The sequence below is a fragment of the Gimesia chilikensis genome (assembly GCF_007744075.1).
GTDB classification, from domain to species: domain Bacteria; phylum Planctomycetota; class Planctomycetia; order Planctomycetales; family Planctomycetaceae; genus Gimesia; species Gimesia chilikensis_A.
The window spans coordinates 2,566,367-2,582,489 of the sequence record NZ_CP036266.1 but is presented as its reverse complement, the minus strand read 5'-3'; the positions used below and the strand labels follow the sequence as shown (position 1 = coordinate 2,582,489).

General features: G+C 46.4%; 17 protein-coding genes. 5 read left to right on the top strand and 12 right to left on the bottom strand.

Annotated elements, in window-relative coordinates:
* The first annotated feature begins 18 nt into the window (after positions 1–18).
* A complete protein-coding gene (locus tag HG66A1_RS09790) occupies positions 19–522 on the top strand; it encodes a transposase (protein WP_409999467.1) in 504 nt (167 codons plus the stop codon).
* A gap of 226 nt (positions 523–748) precedes the next feature.
* Here the strand turns inward: HG66A1_RS09790 and HG66A1_RS09785 are convergent, their stop codons facing one another.
* The 9 genes from HG66A1_RS09785 to HG66A1_RS09745 all read right to left on the bottom strand — a co-directional run bounded on the left by HG66A1_RS09785 (position 749) and on the right by HG66A1_RS09745 (position 7,183).
* A complete protein-coding gene (locus HG66A1_RS09785) occupies positions 749–1,117 on the bottom strand; it encodes a hypothetical protein (RefSeq protein WP_145182786.1) in 369 nt (122 codons plus the stop codon).
* Between the two features lie 288 nt (positions 1,118–1,405).
* On the bottom strand, positions 1,406–1,684 hold the full coding sequence (locus tag HG66A1_RS09780; protein ID WP_145182784.1) for a hypothetical protein: 279 nt from the start codon (positions 1,682–1,684) through the stop codon (positions 1,406–1,408).
* A 288-nt stretch (positions 1,685–1,972) separates the two neighbouring features.
* Complete coding sequence (locus HG66A1_RS09775) at positions 1,973–2,413, bottom strand: Imm30 family immunity protein (RefSeq protein ID WP_145182782.1); 441 nt, start codon at positions 2,411–2,413, stop codon at positions 1,973–1,975.
* 179 nt (positions 2,414–2,592) lie between these two features.
* Complete coding sequence (locus HG66A1_RS09770; protein WP_145182780.1) at positions 2,593–3,174, bottom strand: hypothetical protein; 582 nt, start codon at positions 3,172–3,174, stop codon at positions 2,593–2,595.
* A 221-nt stretch (positions 3,175–3,395) separates the two neighbouring features.
* Positions 3,396–3,884, bottom strand: a complete 489-nt coding sequence (locus HG66A1_RS09765; RefSeq protein WP_145182779.1) for a hypothetical protein — start codon at positions 3,882–3,884, stop codon at positions 3,396–3,398.
* A 437-nt stretch (positions 3,885–4,321) separates the two neighbouring features.
* Complete coding sequence (locus HG66A1_RS09760; protein ID WP_145182776.1) at positions 4,322–4,735, bottom strand: hypothetical protein; 414 nt, start codon at positions 4,733–4,735, stop codon at positions 4,322–4,324.
* Positions 4,736–5,643: 908 nt separating this feature from the next.
* The gene (locus HG66A1_RS09755; RefSeq protein ID WP_145182773.1) at positions 5,644–6,174 is read right to left on the bottom strand and encodes a hypothetical protein; all 531 of its coding nucleotides are present in this window, start codon (positions 6,172–6,174) and stop codon (positions 5,644–5,646) included.
* A gap of 137 nt (positions 6,175–6,311) precedes the next feature.
* Entirely contained in the window at positions 6,312–6,647 is a 336-nt protein-coding gene (locus HG66A1_RS09750; protein WP_145182770.1) for a hypothetical protein, read from the bottom strand.
* Between the two features lie 107 nt (positions 6,648–6,754).
* Complete coding sequence (locus HG66A1_RS09745) at positions 6,755–7,183, bottom strand: hypothetical protein (protein ID WP_145182767.1); 429 nt, start codon at positions 7,181–7,183, stop codon at positions 6,755–6,757.
* A gap of 379 nt (positions 7,184–7,562) precedes the next feature.
* Between HG66A1_RS09745 and HG66A1_RS09740 the strand changes: the two genes are divergently transcribed.
* Positions 7,563–8,264 (top strand): hypothetical protein, encoded by a 702-nt coding sequence (locus HG66A1_RS09740; protein WP_145182764.1) that lies wholly within the window; start codon positions 7,563–7,565, stop codon positions 8,262–8,264.
* A gap of 168 nt (positions 8,265–8,432) precedes the next feature.
* Here HG66A1_RS09740 and HG66A1_RS09735 read toward each other — a convergent pair whose 3' ends face one another.
* A complete protein-coding gene (locus HG66A1_RS09735) occupies positions 8,433–9,248 on the bottom strand; it encodes a class I SAM-dependent methyltransferase (RefSeq protein ID WP_145182761.1) in 816 nt (271 codons plus the stop codon).
* A 391-nt stretch (positions 9,249–9,639) separates the two neighbouring features.
* On the opposite strand from HG66A1_RS09735, the gene HG66A1_RS09730 reads away from it, so the two are divergent.
* The gene (locus HG66A1_RS09730; RefSeq protein ID WP_145182747.1) at positions 9,640–10,569 is read left to right on the top strand and encodes a hypothetical protein; all 930 of its coding nucleotides are present in this window, start codon (positions 9,640–9,642) and stop codon (positions 10,567–10,569) included.
* Positions 10,570–10,830: 261 nt separating this feature from the next.
* Positions 10,831–12,135 carry a hypothetical protein gene (locus HG66A1_RS09725; RefSeq protein ID WP_145182744.1) on the top strand — a complete coding sequence of 435 codons (1,305 nt, stop codon included), beginning with the start codon at positions 10,831–10,833 and terminating at the stop codon, positions 12,133–12,135.
* Positions 12,136–12,615: 480 nt separating this feature from the next.
* On the opposite strand, the gene HG66A1_RS09720 is transcribed toward HG66A1_RS09725, so the two are convergent.
* Entirely contained in the window at positions 12,616–12,909 is a 294-nt protein-coding gene (locus HG66A1_RS09720) for a hypothetical protein (RefSeq protein ID WP_145182741.1), read from the bottom strand.
* A 225-nt stretch (positions 12,910–13,134) separates the two neighbouring features.
* On the bottom strand, positions 13,135–14,154 hold the full coding sequence (locus HG66A1_RS09715) for an MBL fold metallo-hydrolase (protein ID WP_145182738.1): 1,020 nt from the start codon (positions 14,152–14,154) through the stop codon (positions 13,135–13,137).
* A 316-nt stretch (positions 14,155–14,470) separates the two neighbouring features.
* Between HG66A1_RS09715 and HG66A1_RS09710 the strand changes: the two genes are divergently transcribed.
* Positions 14,471–15,907 carry a neutral/alkaline non-lysosomal ceramidase N-terminal domain-containing protein gene (locus HG66A1_RS09710; protein ID WP_145182735.1) on the top strand — a complete coding sequence of 479 codons (1,437 nt, stop codon included), beginning with the start codon at positions 14,471–14,473 and terminating at the stop codon, positions 15,905–15,907.
* The last annotated feature ends 216 nt before the right edge of the window (positions 15,908–16,123 follow it).

Sequence of the window (16,123 nt, the reverse complement as noted above, 5' to 3'; positions counted from 1 at the left end):
GATAATAACAGTTGAGAAGTGAAACCTCTCAGAATCTCTGTACGAAGAAATCAATGTATGCGGAAAAGAAAGAGCTCAACGTATCATTACTGTTTCCAATCAGGCCTACAGGAGCATCGCCTGCGATTGATTCTGATCGAGATGGCACCGCATCAGAAGCGCACCCGCTATGGCGGCAAGAGCACGGGGCCGAACTGCGATGGCGTGTTACGGATCGCGACCAATCTGCTGGACGTTCCCGCGGAGATCATTGCATTGATGTATCGTTATCGCTGGACGATTGAAATCTTCTTCCGATTCTTCAAGCACATGCTGGGCTGTCGCCATCTGTTAAGCAGGTCGCAAAACGGTATCGAAATTCAGACTTACTGTGCGATCATTGCCAGCATGCTGATCAGTCTGTGGACCGGTCGCAAACCGACGTTGCGAACCTATGAAATGATCTGCTGGTATTTCACCGGCATGTGCGACGAAGAAGAACTGTTGTCGCATATTTCCCGATTGCAAAAACAGAAAGATTAAACGCGGGTCGCCAGTACGTCTCGTCTGCTTTACTTCACGCTGCGCCGATTTATCTGAGAACAAGTACTCGTAATACCACTCCGTAGATTTTACAATCACTCAAGACCCTGATCCAAAATCAGCCGCCGCAAGCAACCCCCGGGCCGAACAGGATTGGTCCTGACCACTTTATTTTATTCACATCCAACGTAGATACATTTGTTGGTGTATGAGTACGAGAGCAGGGTTATCCTACCTTCGTTGCTTTAGTGCTGCCACATTTGGGGCACTCAAGTATTATATCGCCATATTTCAGCTTAGAAGTGCTTGAAGATGCCATAATGCGTCTATCTCTATTATGATACCAAATCATATAGCCACCAATCAATATTGGTAACAAGGCATACAGCCAGACAGGGGCTTGAAATTTAAAAACCAAGAACAGAGATGTTGCAATGAGTATCGCGCCAAATTGAACTATATAAGGCTGACTATGAACCTTAGGGTGATAATCGTACTGACAATCATCACACATAAAAGTTTCATTTGTGAAATGCTGAAGTCGATCTGAAGTGATTTTAAAATGTGTTTTACTTACAGGATTATTTATTGTCATGATAAAACTTTCATGAGTAATCGATGTCCTAGAATTATTGTTTCATACCAGAGTGTTTTTGCGATAGAGTTTTAGAAATCATATGTGCCATTATATCCCGCCTGTATGATTGTACAAGTAAGCCTCAGCTTGGTCTGCTTTTCAAATTGCCCTGAAGACATCTTGTTACCCATTGACCAAGTAAATTTCACTAGTTGCAATACTTCCATTAGAAGAACCTAAAGGGGTCAGGACTCTTTAATGCAATTAAGAGTCCTGACCCCTTTATTCTTCTCGAAACATAGGCGTTTATTGGCTTTTCTCCCCGGACTGGCGATGCTGGGCCGTTTTATTCCCCAGAGGTCTACCATGAATTAATTTAAGCCATTGGTCCGTATGGGGAGCGATCCCGAGGGTTGCTGTATCAACACCACAGGAGAGAGTAGGCATGCGGCCTCCAGCTAAGTCTTCAGATGCTTGCCAAGGTGTGTCATAACTTCCGAGGTCCTCGCCATCAAAATAAACATGGTACTTGCCCGACCTCTCGCGAATCGTGAAGATTCCAATTTTAGTTTCGTAAAACCACATGGTTTGACCTCCGTAATTACAGAAGGAGCATAGAACGAATGGAAGATTTAACGCGATTAGATGCCAGGAGATCAGTGAAATCAACTCATAATTCTAACGACGCCACACAACCTCACAGAACCACCTGTATCGCGATGTAGCGAATAGACGGCCATTGATATACCAAAAATCGAAATAAACAGCGTGAAACGGGCAGCAGTGAGCCCTTTATTCCACCAATGAAAAATAGCGACAGGCTCTCTCACAATCGAATGTTTCAGAGGATCTAGCGAGTCTGAATTCGTTAAATTAAGTGAAGAAATACAAAACATCGGCTGGTATTCGCTCATCAGAGACTAGCCTGCTGGCAATTGACTTAGCAACCGCCAAAGACTCCGGAACTTCTCTCAACGCACACACGAAAGCCGAAATACTAAATCCCCCCTCTTTTGCAATTCCAGGTACACTAAGATGTCGTTTCACCAACTCTTCGCTCCACCCAGGCGCTCGATCGTTTAAATCAGGTAATCCTTTGCTAAGTGATTCATAAACTGGAGTTGGATCAATCCGCTCTATGGCATGCATCAGAACAGACATTTCATCATAATAATCATCATCATCTTCAAAACACGCCAGTAAAACATCTACACTTTCTGTTGTGCCTTCTGTTGCCAGGCTGTTGGCAAGAGTCATGAACTCTTGGGTATTGTCAGAGTAAAGCGTTTTAGAAAGTTCTTCTGAAGTTGTCATTTGGTGTGTACCTTGAAATAGATCAGGACGGAGACTCCTCCAATCACTAATTACATTCTTCAATACTCGCCTTATATCCGGGCCGTACACTCTATCATCAATGGAAGAATTAAAAGGGGGCAAGACTGCTAGTGATATCAAAGAGTCCCGCCCCGATATGCCTTTAATCACAATTGTCTCTATGCGGTTTCTACAAAATCGATTCCTGCGAATTCCAGCTTTCGGATTGCTTCTACTATTAATTCGCTGGCGAAAAATCGATAATAGCTCACCTTCACATTCTCGTTGGCGATTGATGAAGCGAAGAATGTGGAATCGGATGCTGGCAACCTCATTCCTTGAATAAAAGGCCCAATGATTCTTTCACCAAATCTACCGCAACTTGTGCACTGATTATGGTTTTCAAAGCCGGCCCTGGTTTCATCGGTTTCGACAAGTAACTCGGGCATAACAATCGAATGTTTCGAATCTGCAAGAGGGATAAACCTAAGTCCCCCAAATTTCAGTTTCATGATCTCGTCACAAAAACGTGCCGATACGCAGATCCAATCCTCAGACGTTGCAACAATATCGCTGTTTGTTTCCACTATAAAATGTGAGCTCAGGCCACGGGAAATAGCGATATTTTCGTCAATCTTTCCGCAACTTTGACACACCAGGTCACGATACTCTTCTCGAACCACAAGCACACCGTTCAGATCTTCCTCAAAAAACAGCCAGTTGTCTGATAGTTCGTCATCGGGTTCAATCAAATAAAACATCTTAGCCTTCCTGCTTTTTTGGCTGCGTTCAACGCAATACAAAATGCTGAGTAAATACAGGTGTCAGAATCCTTCGTATTACGGTATACGCGGCTTAGTCGGTAATGTATCAATTGAAGGTTCCAGGTACATCTTACTGCCCTGCTCACCCACCCTCTTTAATAAACCTGTTCCAAACTTGAAGAATAAAGGGGGCAAAGCGGTTGGAAGGGAGGAGGTAGTCATTCAGACTTAGATGGAGGGAAGAATGCAACCAACTGACCGCCGGGCCAATCTCCTTGCCATCCACATGGCCAGCCTCCATTCCTGTATACTTCCAACATCTGCTCAAACAGGCCATTCGTACTGCCATAAACGGCTCTCCAATAACACACATTGAGGATGTCGGAGATTATCTCATTGGCGATCTCGTCGTAATCATAATCGAACCTGGCCTTTGATGCGACAACATCGAAGAACTCATCAAACAGGCGATGAATTTCTCCCTCGTCAGGTGCATTCATCGCTTCCGCCAATTCGGCCTCTCGGATGTCGCTCCATGAGAGTTTTGATGCCCCAAAGAACTGGCTGAAGGCCATCTCCTTAGCAGCCTCAAAATCGTCGATGGCAACTATGGTCGGGGGAACGTTGTCAGCAGCAGCCAGCAAGTCGTTGGAATCGAGGTACTCCAAAACCTCATGGACGAGATTGTCGTGTGGTCCATAATTCATAGTTGGCCATAAATCCTTTGCATCGCTTCCAATGTTGTTTCGTGGTTTCTAAACGCATTGAGAGGATTAAAAGGGGTCAGGACTCTTAATTACATTAAATAGTCCTGACCCCTTTATTCTTCCTTATTATCTAATCATCTAAAGAGACTGCTCACAATAATCACATCTGAGGTCGCTTGAATGTATATGCTTCGTTGACCTGAACTACCAATTTGAGAAATCGGTGAACCGATAAGGTTTATCAAATGTTGGAAGTTCATATCTGCGGGACCTAAAGGGGTCAGGACTCTTAATTGCATTAAAGAGTCCTGACCCCTTTATTCTTCCTGGGCCTCTAACATTCCAACTTGTACAAGGTTGGGGGCAAAGTCACTAACTTTCTATCTAATTCCGAATTTGGAGCAAGAGAAGATTGATAAAGCCTTAATTATAACCTTTCACTTAAGCCTTATAAATTCAACAGTTTTGCCGTCCTTATCAGTTAGTATCAAATGATCATTTTGCAAAGAATACGGAGTAATGACGACTTCTCCATCTATTTCCGTTTCAAATGTAGTATCTGTGATCTTATAGGTTCCAAATTGTCGAAACATTGATCCTTCAGGTAAACCCTGAACATCTCCCCCCTTGTCGCTTAAAATATATTCAAATTTTCCTGAACTGTTTATAATATAAGTGGTCCAGAGAGGGCCCCAATCGGTATGGAGTGCCGGTTTATTTGGACCTGGGAATTGCCAAGTGCCAACAATACTTGAAGTTTTTTTCTGAGGATTCAATTCTTTGGAGCAGCTAAAAGTTGGTAAAAATAAAGTAAGAGTTAAAAATATCGGAACACATTCTTGATTAAACATGACTGTCACCTAAACAAAAAAAGAATCCCTAAAAGAGCGGACAAAAAGGTTCAACTGCTTACTTTATTAAATTACATTAAATAGTCCTGACCCTTTTATTCTTCCTTGAATCAGGTAGACATCCCTCCCAACATTCATCTTCTTCTAGAAAATGGCGAAGATCCACATCACTGGCACGACATGCTGGATCAAGCTGTTCATTAAAAACAGTGCCAGGTAAATCCACAACATAAATAGTTTGATAACTCAATCTATTAATCCGCGTTCTCTGTTTTGCCCCTGTAGGGATTGCTGTTTTTACTACAGTCTAAGTGCCTTAAGAAAAACGTTTACTTCCCGTTAAAAGTTTTTTTAACGCGTTACAAATCAATTTAAGCTTCCTGGCTCGAATGGAACGGTCGCCTATCATAGTCGAGGAAGTCGATCGGCATTATTGTCTAAGACTGTTTAGGGTAAAAAGAGAATTACATGCTTTCGAAGACTTTCACCTCTCCATCTATATCGACTTCGAAAGTCATACAATTATTCAAGAATAAGTCAGCCTCCTCGAACACAAAAAACACCTTCCATCCAGTTTTTTTGCTCGTCGCCAACTGTGAAGACGATTGGACAAGAATGTCTTTTAGCTTTCGGCGATTGGGCCGTGTCATGAACTCGTTGACTGCTTTTGCAAGAATCTCAGTTTCAGTAAATGTTTTTTTCAATCAATTGCTCCAATCTAATGCAAATATCTCTCATTACGAATATACCGAAGAGCATGCTTCAATTCATCACGATTGAACTGTTGACGTTTTTGTATATTTGATTAAAGACAGATCTTTCCCGAGTAAATAAATGTCTCAGGAACCTTCGTTCTCCTTAATTCGCAGCTTGTCAGTAATGCATCAATTTGATGCTCCAGACACATCTTACTGCTCTGCTCTCCCACTGTCGTTAATGAACCTGTTCCATGCCTGCGTAAATCTCTTGTGATCAGGTGGACCATTGACGGCCGACACGACGAGCTGTCCAGCCTGGGTGCCATCCAGCAAGAATGACAACCATGAAAAGAATGCGCAGGCACGAAGAGCATTCCAGTGATCCCTTGTGCTGAAGCTGATCGCCACAGTGTCCTGAAATATTTCAATGGTAAGCATCGGAAGAATGACGTCATCAATTTGGATTGCCTCTACCGTGAAGCTGAACGGAGCAGCCTGACCTGATACGACTAACTCTGCAGCGTTCGCAACATCATCAAGCGGTATATTTCGTTTTTCAACATCATGCCAGAAGAACGGAGCCGGTGTTACCACCTGCGACTGTATTCGCATCTGGAGATAAACGGAGTTGATTTCTTTCGCTGAAAGATTCTGCAGTTCAAGCGTTGGCAATGACGCCTCACCATCGTTGAGAAAACAATACTGTATTTCGTTCCACAGCTCATCTGGTGTCATTGTCATTTCAGGTGTGTTTCATCTATTCTCTACAAAACCACTCAATAATCTGTCTACGCTGAATTGAGCAGCGTTGCCATCGGGACGTAATTAAAAGTCGCTTCCTCTCATTAACCATGCCTGTCGATCTGCTGATTCCGCATTCAGCCGACTGGATTGTCAACCAGGTAGGCATATAGTTCTGCGGGGTGAAGACCGCTCATCCCCGTTACGAGCCATCCGTCGAATACTTCTCTGTGAGATGGATAATACCTTTCCCCTTTCCATTCGCCTTTCGTATTTCTAGCAGCCGCACCAAACTGCTCGGCAAATAGCAGATGGTGAATAACGAGCGTCCAGTCTGATTCGTCATCACACTCAGAAAAGGAATCGCTTACATCCTGCGTGTATGCCGATGTCCCCATCAAAAGATCATGCAGATCCCTCGGACGATTTGCTGCCAGCCATTCGATGTCTGATTTTTGAATTGTTGCCATCATGATCTACGCTTTCCCTCTGTATGCTGCTTCAAATGGCTTGGGAAAAAAGCTTTCTGCACCTGTAATATCTCAATCAAGAGACCGGTAGAATTTAAGTGTCGTTACTTTTAAAGATGCTCAGTAACGTTCCCATCGATGTCGATATCAACCTTGGGAGCGAGACTGAAATTTATAATCAAGCGGTTTAAGTAAGTATATCGTTCTGGTTTCTCAATAATCCCCAGGAAGAAATCCCGTTGCTGCTCAATTGACCACACTTGCATCGCTTCGACCAATGCCCTCTCAACTGCTTCCTGATTTGCATCTACCAATACTGTTGCCGCTGGCTGTCCCAGGGGTGGCCCCTGCCGATTCATGACCTCAAGTTCGCTGCCAATGCAGTTCCACGCTACGCTCAACAGGGAAGGATCTTCCAGAGCCCTGAAGGCAAGTTCATACATGGCATGCGCCTTATCGAGCTGCCAGCCTGGGTGCGAGGCAATCTCAATGACCTGCTGCGTGTCAGTCTCTGAATACATTCGTTCTTCCAGGCGCATAACAAATCTCCCAGGTACGGTTGGAAATGTTCTGTCACTCTTAAGAGTGAAAAAAGAGCGGCCCCGTTGATTAGACAGGCCTTTCCTCACTATGGTTTTCTTTCGAAATTTGAAAGCTTTGAAAGTGCGAGTTGCTGTACCTCATGTCTGGTGTCATGCTGCGCAATGAATTCAAGCTTGTTTTTCGATTCTGCAGTCTCAATTTCCGATAGTGCCCAGACACACTTTATGGAAGACCTAAAGGGGTCAGGACTTTTTAATGCAATTAAGAGTCCTGACCCCTTTATTCCGCCCCAATGTCTCTTGAAACGAGTTAAAACTTGAAAGTACCATTCAGTCCAGCCTCCTTTTATGTCTAAGTGTTTGATTGGAGATTGTGATGAGTGGTGAAAATGAGCTGCCAAGTGAGGAAGAGTTACATAGGCTATCACAGGCTTCAGTTGCGGTGTATGCCTTGCGTTGTGCATTGAGGGTCCAGCCACTATTGACTTCACGACCAAATCCTATAACAGAACCTAATACAACGGAACCTTGGCTAATAGAATATATTACAGCATCATATAAAGAGTCCGTTGTCAAACTCAATACGGCATATAATAATCTTGTTCATGGCGGCTCTGGCCAGACTTACCGATTCACCGGCTTTGATGTCTTTGGTTTGGGCTTCATGGTCTTCCAGATCGCAGAGCGTAGTGCTGGGTTCAAAAAAGACACCAGCTTAGTCAGGGCTGCCATTTCAGTCTCTTCAGCTGGAATGGCCATTTCCAGAGCTCACACCATAGGCAAAGGCTCTGAAGTATTGGAATACAAACCTGATGATCTAGAGAAGATCAGACTCTCCACATATATAGCAGCAGATAAAGCCGCTCGATACGCTAAAGACTCCGCAAATGACAGCACCTTTATCAGCTCAGCTAGAGCTGATTACACTAGGCTTTTGGGATTGAACGAAGAAGTGATAGACGCATCAGAAACAGGCCCACTTGGAAACCTTTGGATTGGTTCACAACCTGATTGGTATATCAATACCAAGGATCTCTACGAGAAAACAATTACGGAATGGGAACAGGAAATTACATGAATAAGGGGATAATAAAGAGGCTGGACTCAATTCAGCGAATCCTACCCTTTGTTGCTTTTCTCAAAGGCTGCTCATCTCGCTTGATCAACCGTTTAAAATGGAAAATTAAAAGGGGTCAGGACTCTTAATTACATTATATAGGCCTGACCCCTTTATTCTTCCCGCAATTTATGGTTCCTGGAACCTTTTCTGTTCATATCCTTTTTGGCTGCATCCCGTCTGTTCATATCCTTTTTGGCTGCATCCCGAATGACGCAACACAAAGATATGGAAAAATGGCGTGATATCAAATTCGTATTCTATTTCGAGTTCTGTATTTTTCGCCAGCGTTATCCAGGCGAACCGAGGGTAGAAATGGAATAACCCCGGGCCAAATACCGCAGCGGCAGCAACGTTGCGAAGATGTTCGGCAATAATCAGCCGCCCTCCCGGGGTGGTGATTCGTGCTAACTCCCGAAAAAATGCTTCGCGCTGTGACGCATCGCGGATTTCGTGCACAACGAGAGTCACCACTGTCAATTCAGAAGAGTTGTCTGACAGCGGCAGTGCATCTGGTTTGGCGGCGAGAATCGGGGAATCGCCAGACTTCTGCTTTGCTCTGGCAATTGCCGGTTCGGTCATCAGGGATTCGTCAAACAGGTCCAGTTCGATGTATTCGGCGAGAGGAAATATTTTCGGGACTGGGAGAGTCGTTTCCTCGACGCAGATACTTAGTTGGACACATGATTGGGGCGGCAGTTCGACGCAACGAGTCAGCCAATCACCGGAAAGAAAATCAGGACGATCAAACATGATGTGAAATGCGACGAAAGACGCGATCGCATACCAGGTCGCAACCACAGCACCGAAGAGTCCCAGGTAAAGGATGAGCGGCGGCCCCAGCTGGGTCGTCCAGATGGTAAATCCAACAGCTGCCACCAGGCAGCAGGTGAGGTAAAGCGGCCAGTTGTATCGAGCGAGGGAAACAGCGCGGTCAAAACTCATTCTGGTATGCGATTCTGTAATTATGTGTCTTCGCTGGACAGGACATTCAAACTTGCTGCATCTTATTCTGCAGCTCCAATATTATTACATTGTCTACAGTGCACGAAGTATGCGAAATACTTTGTTCTCAGTAATGATTCACAGGTCGCATTTACGGTGCTATCCAAGTATTACTAATTAAAAAGAGTCGCTGCCCCTTTATGCCTTTATTAACTGAATGCAATGTGAGTTTTTATTTGAACTTGTCCTGAAACTGCAAAACCACTAAACTTTAGTATCCCATTCATAATGAATAATCTTCTGTCGAACCAGTACTTTTTTACGCAGCCACAGTTTTCTGACAGTGGACAATATTAGTAGCTTCAGGATGGATTCTAGAGGCATTCACAAATTGACTTCGCAAACCCAATCAGTCCAAATTAAGTTGCCGATTATTTTCATTTTCGGTTTCATCAGCATCATGCTCACTCCACTTTCAAAAAGTTGGAGCCAGCCGTGGAAGAACGGTCATTGTCGGGATCAGCCCATTCTGGGAAAAAAAGAGGCTTCGAATCGAACTTTGCCCGTTTCTGCGGGAATGGCCGCACCTACCCTGCCACGGAGAGTCAAATATGTGATGTATTCTCGGGCCAAGGTTCCCAGAGAAGATGATGCCTCCATAAAGTCAATTAATGATCTTCCGCTAGAGAAAAGAAAGCAGTTTGATCAGGCTTACCTAAATTGGCAATCGGTCCCGAAATATGAGCGTGAGTGGGAGTATAAGATTCTGGAAGAGAATCAACTTCTTAGAACAGCTGTCAAGAAACTCAATGGCGAATTGTCGACGAAAGAATCGCAGATCAAACAAGAGATAAGGAAGTTACCCTCAGGCTGGAACACAATTCTTCAGCCAAAGAATTCCCCAGAGAGACAGCGATGGGTGGTTGCGTTCCATCGAGCCAATCTGAGCAAGGTGTACCAGGAATTAGCAGAAGATAAGCTGTTTCGGCCGTTGCTTGCCTGGTGGGCCAAATTTGTATTCACCAATGAGAATCTGAAATCATTTGTATTTAAAGAAGACCTCAAAGGTTCGATTCTTGCGAATCAAAAAATCGATTCAACTCTCACAAACGAAGAATATTTAAAAGCACTATTGGCAATGTATGAACGGTACAGCAATCGCCATCAAGAAGAGTTGCATTCTGCTCAAAAAGACTTACAGGTCCCAGACGAGTTACCGAAGTTGCTCACGGATTTAGCCCGAATTGATGTGCAGCATCTGATTTGTTCCACTTACAAACGGCTGAGAGTTCAACCACCTGACCTGGGTACTACCAGATAAACAAAGGTTCCTGGCACGAATGGCACTGACTGTTGTGGTGTAATAGTTTGCGCTCATACGATTGCCCTCTTTTGTGTATCATGCTTTTCTCTGGGCGCATCGTCCGAGAGCTAATATCGTTCAACTGTTCTGCAGTGCCTGAAGGATCAGATTCCACTCAACTATCAGGACTGTGACTCTACTTACATGTGGCCGGGAATACGGTCTGTTCAAAAGCCAATTGTCTGGCGGATCGATTTCATTGATGGGGAGGTTTCGACGATGAGTCACCTGTTAGCCTGTGTGCTCGCAATTTCCTGTTGTCCACCCGATGCAAATGCGGGAAAAGCGGAAGTCGCTGGCTGGAGTACCGCCGTCTTATGGAACAGTGAGGTGGTTTCCGCCCGACTCTTATACAGGTCACCCACCTCGCTGGCAGACAAGAAGTGGCTGACCCTGGAATTGGAGAATCACACGCAGAAGACATTGCAGGTTGGGCAGATGCGGACCAATCTCAACCTGACTCTCCACGAGACTACCTCAACTGATGTTTTGATGATACGCGAATTAAGTGGTGTCTTCGGCTCAATCAAGAGACTGCCTCCGGGACGCCATCGCTTCAGCGGAGAGACACTCGAGTTTGCCTCTATCAATATGGGATTGCGTCCTGTCACTGAGCTGCGAGTCAAGATTCAGCCAAAGGTTGAAATCGAGATCGTGGGCGGAGACCGCTATCAGACTCCGAAGGACACTCCATCCTTTACGTTTGGTTTGCGTCACCCATCTGCGGCGGAGGTGACTGAGTTGATTCAAGAAATGAAACAATACCTCAAAGCTCCTGGTGATCTTGAAAAGAATCTGTCCAGGATGCACGCTTTATTCAATATGCCTAAGGTGCAAGACGGTCTGACACTCGGCGACTATCTGCCGGCGCTGAAGGATTCGCGTTACTCTCCCGTCCGCAGCCCGCTTGTCCAGAACATTTTCGCCAAATACGCTGACGCTCCAGAGGTACTAGCCTACTACCGCGAGGCATTCCAAACGGAGCCAGACATCGTCTATTGGGATGCCGCGAACTACAACATCTGGAATGAAGAGTTTCTTGAGCCACTCGTTCAAGGCTGCGAAAAGGGCAAGTGGGTCTATTTCGACGTGCTCAGTCGCCACACGTCTGAGTGGAGGAAAAGGGAGCCCTATGTCGTTCGCGTCTCGGCAGCATTGTTAAAGCACCATCCCATCCTCAATCGACAGGTGCAAACGATCCCTGACAAGGAATTGTCACACTGGGCCACGGCTGTCCTTGATGCGGGTGCAGTTGCCGATCCGAAGTTGGTCGAATTACTGAAAGCAGCGCTGGAAGATAAACGACAAGCGCGGATTAACTACGGCTCCGGAGGCTGGCATGAAGGTCGTGTTTGTGATCGCGCACTTTTGGCAATTCATAAAATTCTGGATGGCGATTCATGGGCAGCTCATCAGGCGGCGGGTGTCACAGGTTGGCGAACGGAAAAGGAGCGTTTAGAAGCGTATGACCGACTGATTAAAATTCTGAGAGAGCGCCTCAAATCCGTTCCGGACAAGAAGTGAATGAATTAATAAGGGTTCAGGAATCTGAATTACATTAAAGAGTCCTCCCCCCTTTATTCTTCCCTCGTTAAGATTATGGCCAGATTCTCAGAAAGCAAGTAGCCATAGCGACAGACGTAGTTGTGCTGCGTCAGTCAGTCGTTTGAAGACAGTGTGCTTCGGGATCGGTTTAACCCCTTAACCGTTAACTCAATGATATCAAAATCGTTCTGCACATGTACTCGTTGGACACAACCATCGTGAATCAACTCTTCGAGAACTCCTACCAAGCCCATTTCGATAAAAATGTACTCAGTCAATTTACCCTGATCCTCATTCATCATTCGAAGGACATCATCTTTTGTTAACGACATGAAACAACTCCGTATTGGGGGAGGAGTTAAAGAGGGGGCAGACCCTGATGGTACCTTTTTTATTGCCCTGTTTCCCGTTTTAATTATCCCCGTTGGGTGGTTTGACATCCCCTATTATTGCCACAATCTATTCGGGAGATTCAGCGATAACCAGAACACCTAGAAACTCCATCGCTCGACGAAAATTCTCCTCAATGCGCGTTCGATCTATGGGCCGAACTGCCTCTGCATTGTGCGACATGCTCAAGTCCTCAGGAGAATATAACAAGCAAGGCATTTCGCCATTCATTCCCATTTCAACTTCTATACTGAGAACCAGATCGCCTTCGCGATATTCAATACAGTGGCGATTTACCATTTGTACTTCGAAACCTTGGTCCGACTTGACTCCCTGCTTATTGAGCAACGTAAATTCACTCACTGACTTTACTTTCTCTAATTCCACCGGGAACAAGATAAATGGTCAGAGCTGGTTTCTGATTTTGGGTAGACCTCGATTATAACATAAACTCTTCCAGATACGTCAATTAAGACAACCTGACGAAGTGTGAACGAAGGAATTAAAAAGTTTCAGGACTCTTTGATTCTAAAGTCCTGTCCTCTTAATACCCCGTGAAAGATGAGCATGCTTCGGTGCCACATCTTGTCAGCTGCCGTTACTGTTTGGTTCGATGTTCCAGTCTTTGGGGAACTCAGTGTTGGGAAAAATCGTTCGGCATTCGGTCAACATCTCACCCCATTCCTCTCTCGTATACCGGTCGGATAGATGGAATAAGACGAGTTTGCCGAAACCGGAGCGGGCGGCCAGCTGGGAGACCACTGTGGTCGTTGTGTGAAAGTTGCGTTGTGCGAGATCGATGTCCTGATCCCGGTACTGCGCTTCGCAGACAACCGTAGTGCAATCGCCTAATACTTCCTGCAGTTGTTCGCTCGTTGCATCATCCAGCAGGAAATCAGTCAGGTATGCGATCGATTCGCCAGGCGATTCAATTAACAAATCGTTTCGTAGTGCCGCGAGATCAAATGTCCGGCCCTCGATTTCAATCGTCGGATTCGCAGTGTCACTCTTAAGGTCTTTCATCCATGAACCGGGACGCAGACCCATTGCAGCAACACGGTCGGTCTGGATGTTCCACTTCGGTTTTTCGCGAACCACATATCCCAGGCAGGGGCCGTTATGCTTCAAGTGGATCGCAGAGACCGAATAGTCGCTCGTATCCAGTAGCGGACTGCATTGTTCGGTCTTACCCTCGTTGTGACATTCAGAAAACGCTTCGGAAATCTCGTAGCGGAATCGTTCAATATCGGTCGGGTGCACGTCGTTTACAGACCATCTTCCAGATTGATTCGCGTGAAGATTCCACCAGAATCCTTGAAATCGATGGTGCAGAATGGCAGACGTACCTGCAGGGCCCCAAATCACGTTCGGCTTGACATCGCGATTGAAAGTACAACGGAAAAACGAATCGAAACCGCCAATGTGGTCCATGTGCAGGTGCGAAAAGAACAGATGATCGATCGCCTGGATCTCGGAAAATGGCAGGCTCGATAAGCATCCATCGCCACAGTCAAACAGTAATCGCGCGGTCGATTGTCCCGACTCGACGCGAACGAAAAGTGCATTATCGCGGCCTGGTTTTCCCAGCACCTGGAAGTGGAGAGTCATTTCTCTAAAGGCATCTAACTTGTGATGAACCTGCACGGACCCGTTCTGAGAGGGAATAAATCCGTGCAGAATTATTGATGATTCGTTTTGATATACTGCCCCGGCAGCTTCATATCACACAGAGATACTGAATATAATGTCAGCACATTGAGTATAATACTCAGTCAGTTTAGATTTACAATATGGAACCTGACTCTTCACTTTCTGCCTACAGACACGAGTAAAAAAGTCGTCAGGAACTTTTTGCTGGACCGAAGCAGCCATTTGTTTATAACAGTTGGTAATCAGCATCACCCTTTGACGGAAAGCGCATACCATGTATTGGCGAACTATATTTTTCACGCTGCTTGTCTGTTGTATCACTGGACCTGCCACTGAGACGCAGGCCGAGCCGGCGCAACTCCGGGCGGGCGCCTCTGCCGTTGATGTTTCACCACGCTTATTCCCTTTCAGCCTGCGTAGTGGCAAAGCCATGGATCAAAGTGCCATCCATGACCCGCTGCATGCCCGGGCGATCGTCCTGAATGATGGCAAGACCACTGTCGCGATTGTAGTACTCGATGCACTCGGCGCCCCCCCCGAGATGTTGAATGAAGCGAAACAGATCGCTTCAAATAAGACCGGGATTCCCGTCGAACGCATCCTGATTTCCTCGACGCATACGCACTCGGCGCCCCCTTCCAACCGGACGGAAGGCTCTCCCGGGGATGTCGCTTACCGCAAAGTTCTGATCAACGGACTCGCCCAGTCAATCAGTCAGGCGTACGAGAAACAGCAGGTCGCTGCGCTCGGCATGGCGTCGCATGATCTTCCTGAAGAGGTCTTCAATCGCCGCTGGTTCCTGAAGCCCGGCAAGATGCCTGCGAATCCGTTTGGGAAAATGGACATCGTCAAAATGAATCCGGGAACCAGCGCAGCTGTGCTGGACCGGCCGGCGGGCCCCGTCGATCCGGAACTGATGGTCCTGTCTATTCAGAATCAGAAGCGAAAACCGCTGGCAATGTTGGCCAACTATGCTCTGCATTATGTGGGAGGCATTCCCAAGAAGCATGCTTCAGCAGACTACTTCGGCGAGTTCGCCCGGCTGATGCCAGCGCGTCTGCGTGCGGATCAGAACTTCGTCGCCATGATGTCCAATGGCGCCTCGGGCGATATCAACAACATCCCCTTTCTCGTGAACCGCCCCCCGCGCGAGCCGTTCGAACAGGTCCGGATTGTCGCGAGTAAAGCCGCCGATACCGCCTATTTTGCTTACAAAAAAATTGAAAACCACGAACGCGATATCTCCATCGACATGCTTGAGAGAAAGGTCGACCTCAAATACCGTCGACCCACTGCAGAGGATGTAGCCGCTGCACGAAAAGTGCTCGCCTTGAAAGACAAGAACGACATCGCCAGGCTGCCTAACAAGGCCCAAAGCTACGCACGCAAAGTGGTCCAGGCGCAGGAACGGGAAGAAGACACCCTCACCGTCACCCTGCAGGCGATTCGTATTGGTGAGTATGCCATCGTCGGCATTCCGTTCGAGACACTGGTGGAGATCGGGCTGGAAATCAAGGATCGCAGCCCGTTCACACGCACCATGGTCATCGGCTTAGCCAACGGTCGGCACGGCTACCTGCCCTCTCCCGAACAGCATCGGCTCGGCGGCTATGAAACATGGCTCGGCACGAATGTCGTCCAGAAAGATGCCTCGGTAATCCTGACCAACAATCTGCTGGAGATGCTGGACGAACTCAATACGCGTAAATGACAAACAGTAACAGCAGCGAATTCACCTCGCCCGTTTGGATGCCCCCCAAAGCTGGTAGCCTCTCATGCAATTTCGCTCTCTGTTGAAATTGTCAGGGATCTTTGGCTGAAGCATTCAGCGCAAGCAGTCTGAAATCGGTAATCCTGCAAACTTGTTCTCAGGTAACTTCCAGGTTGAAAACTGGCTAAGGCCCTGTGCGGATTTCGCTCGCGGTAT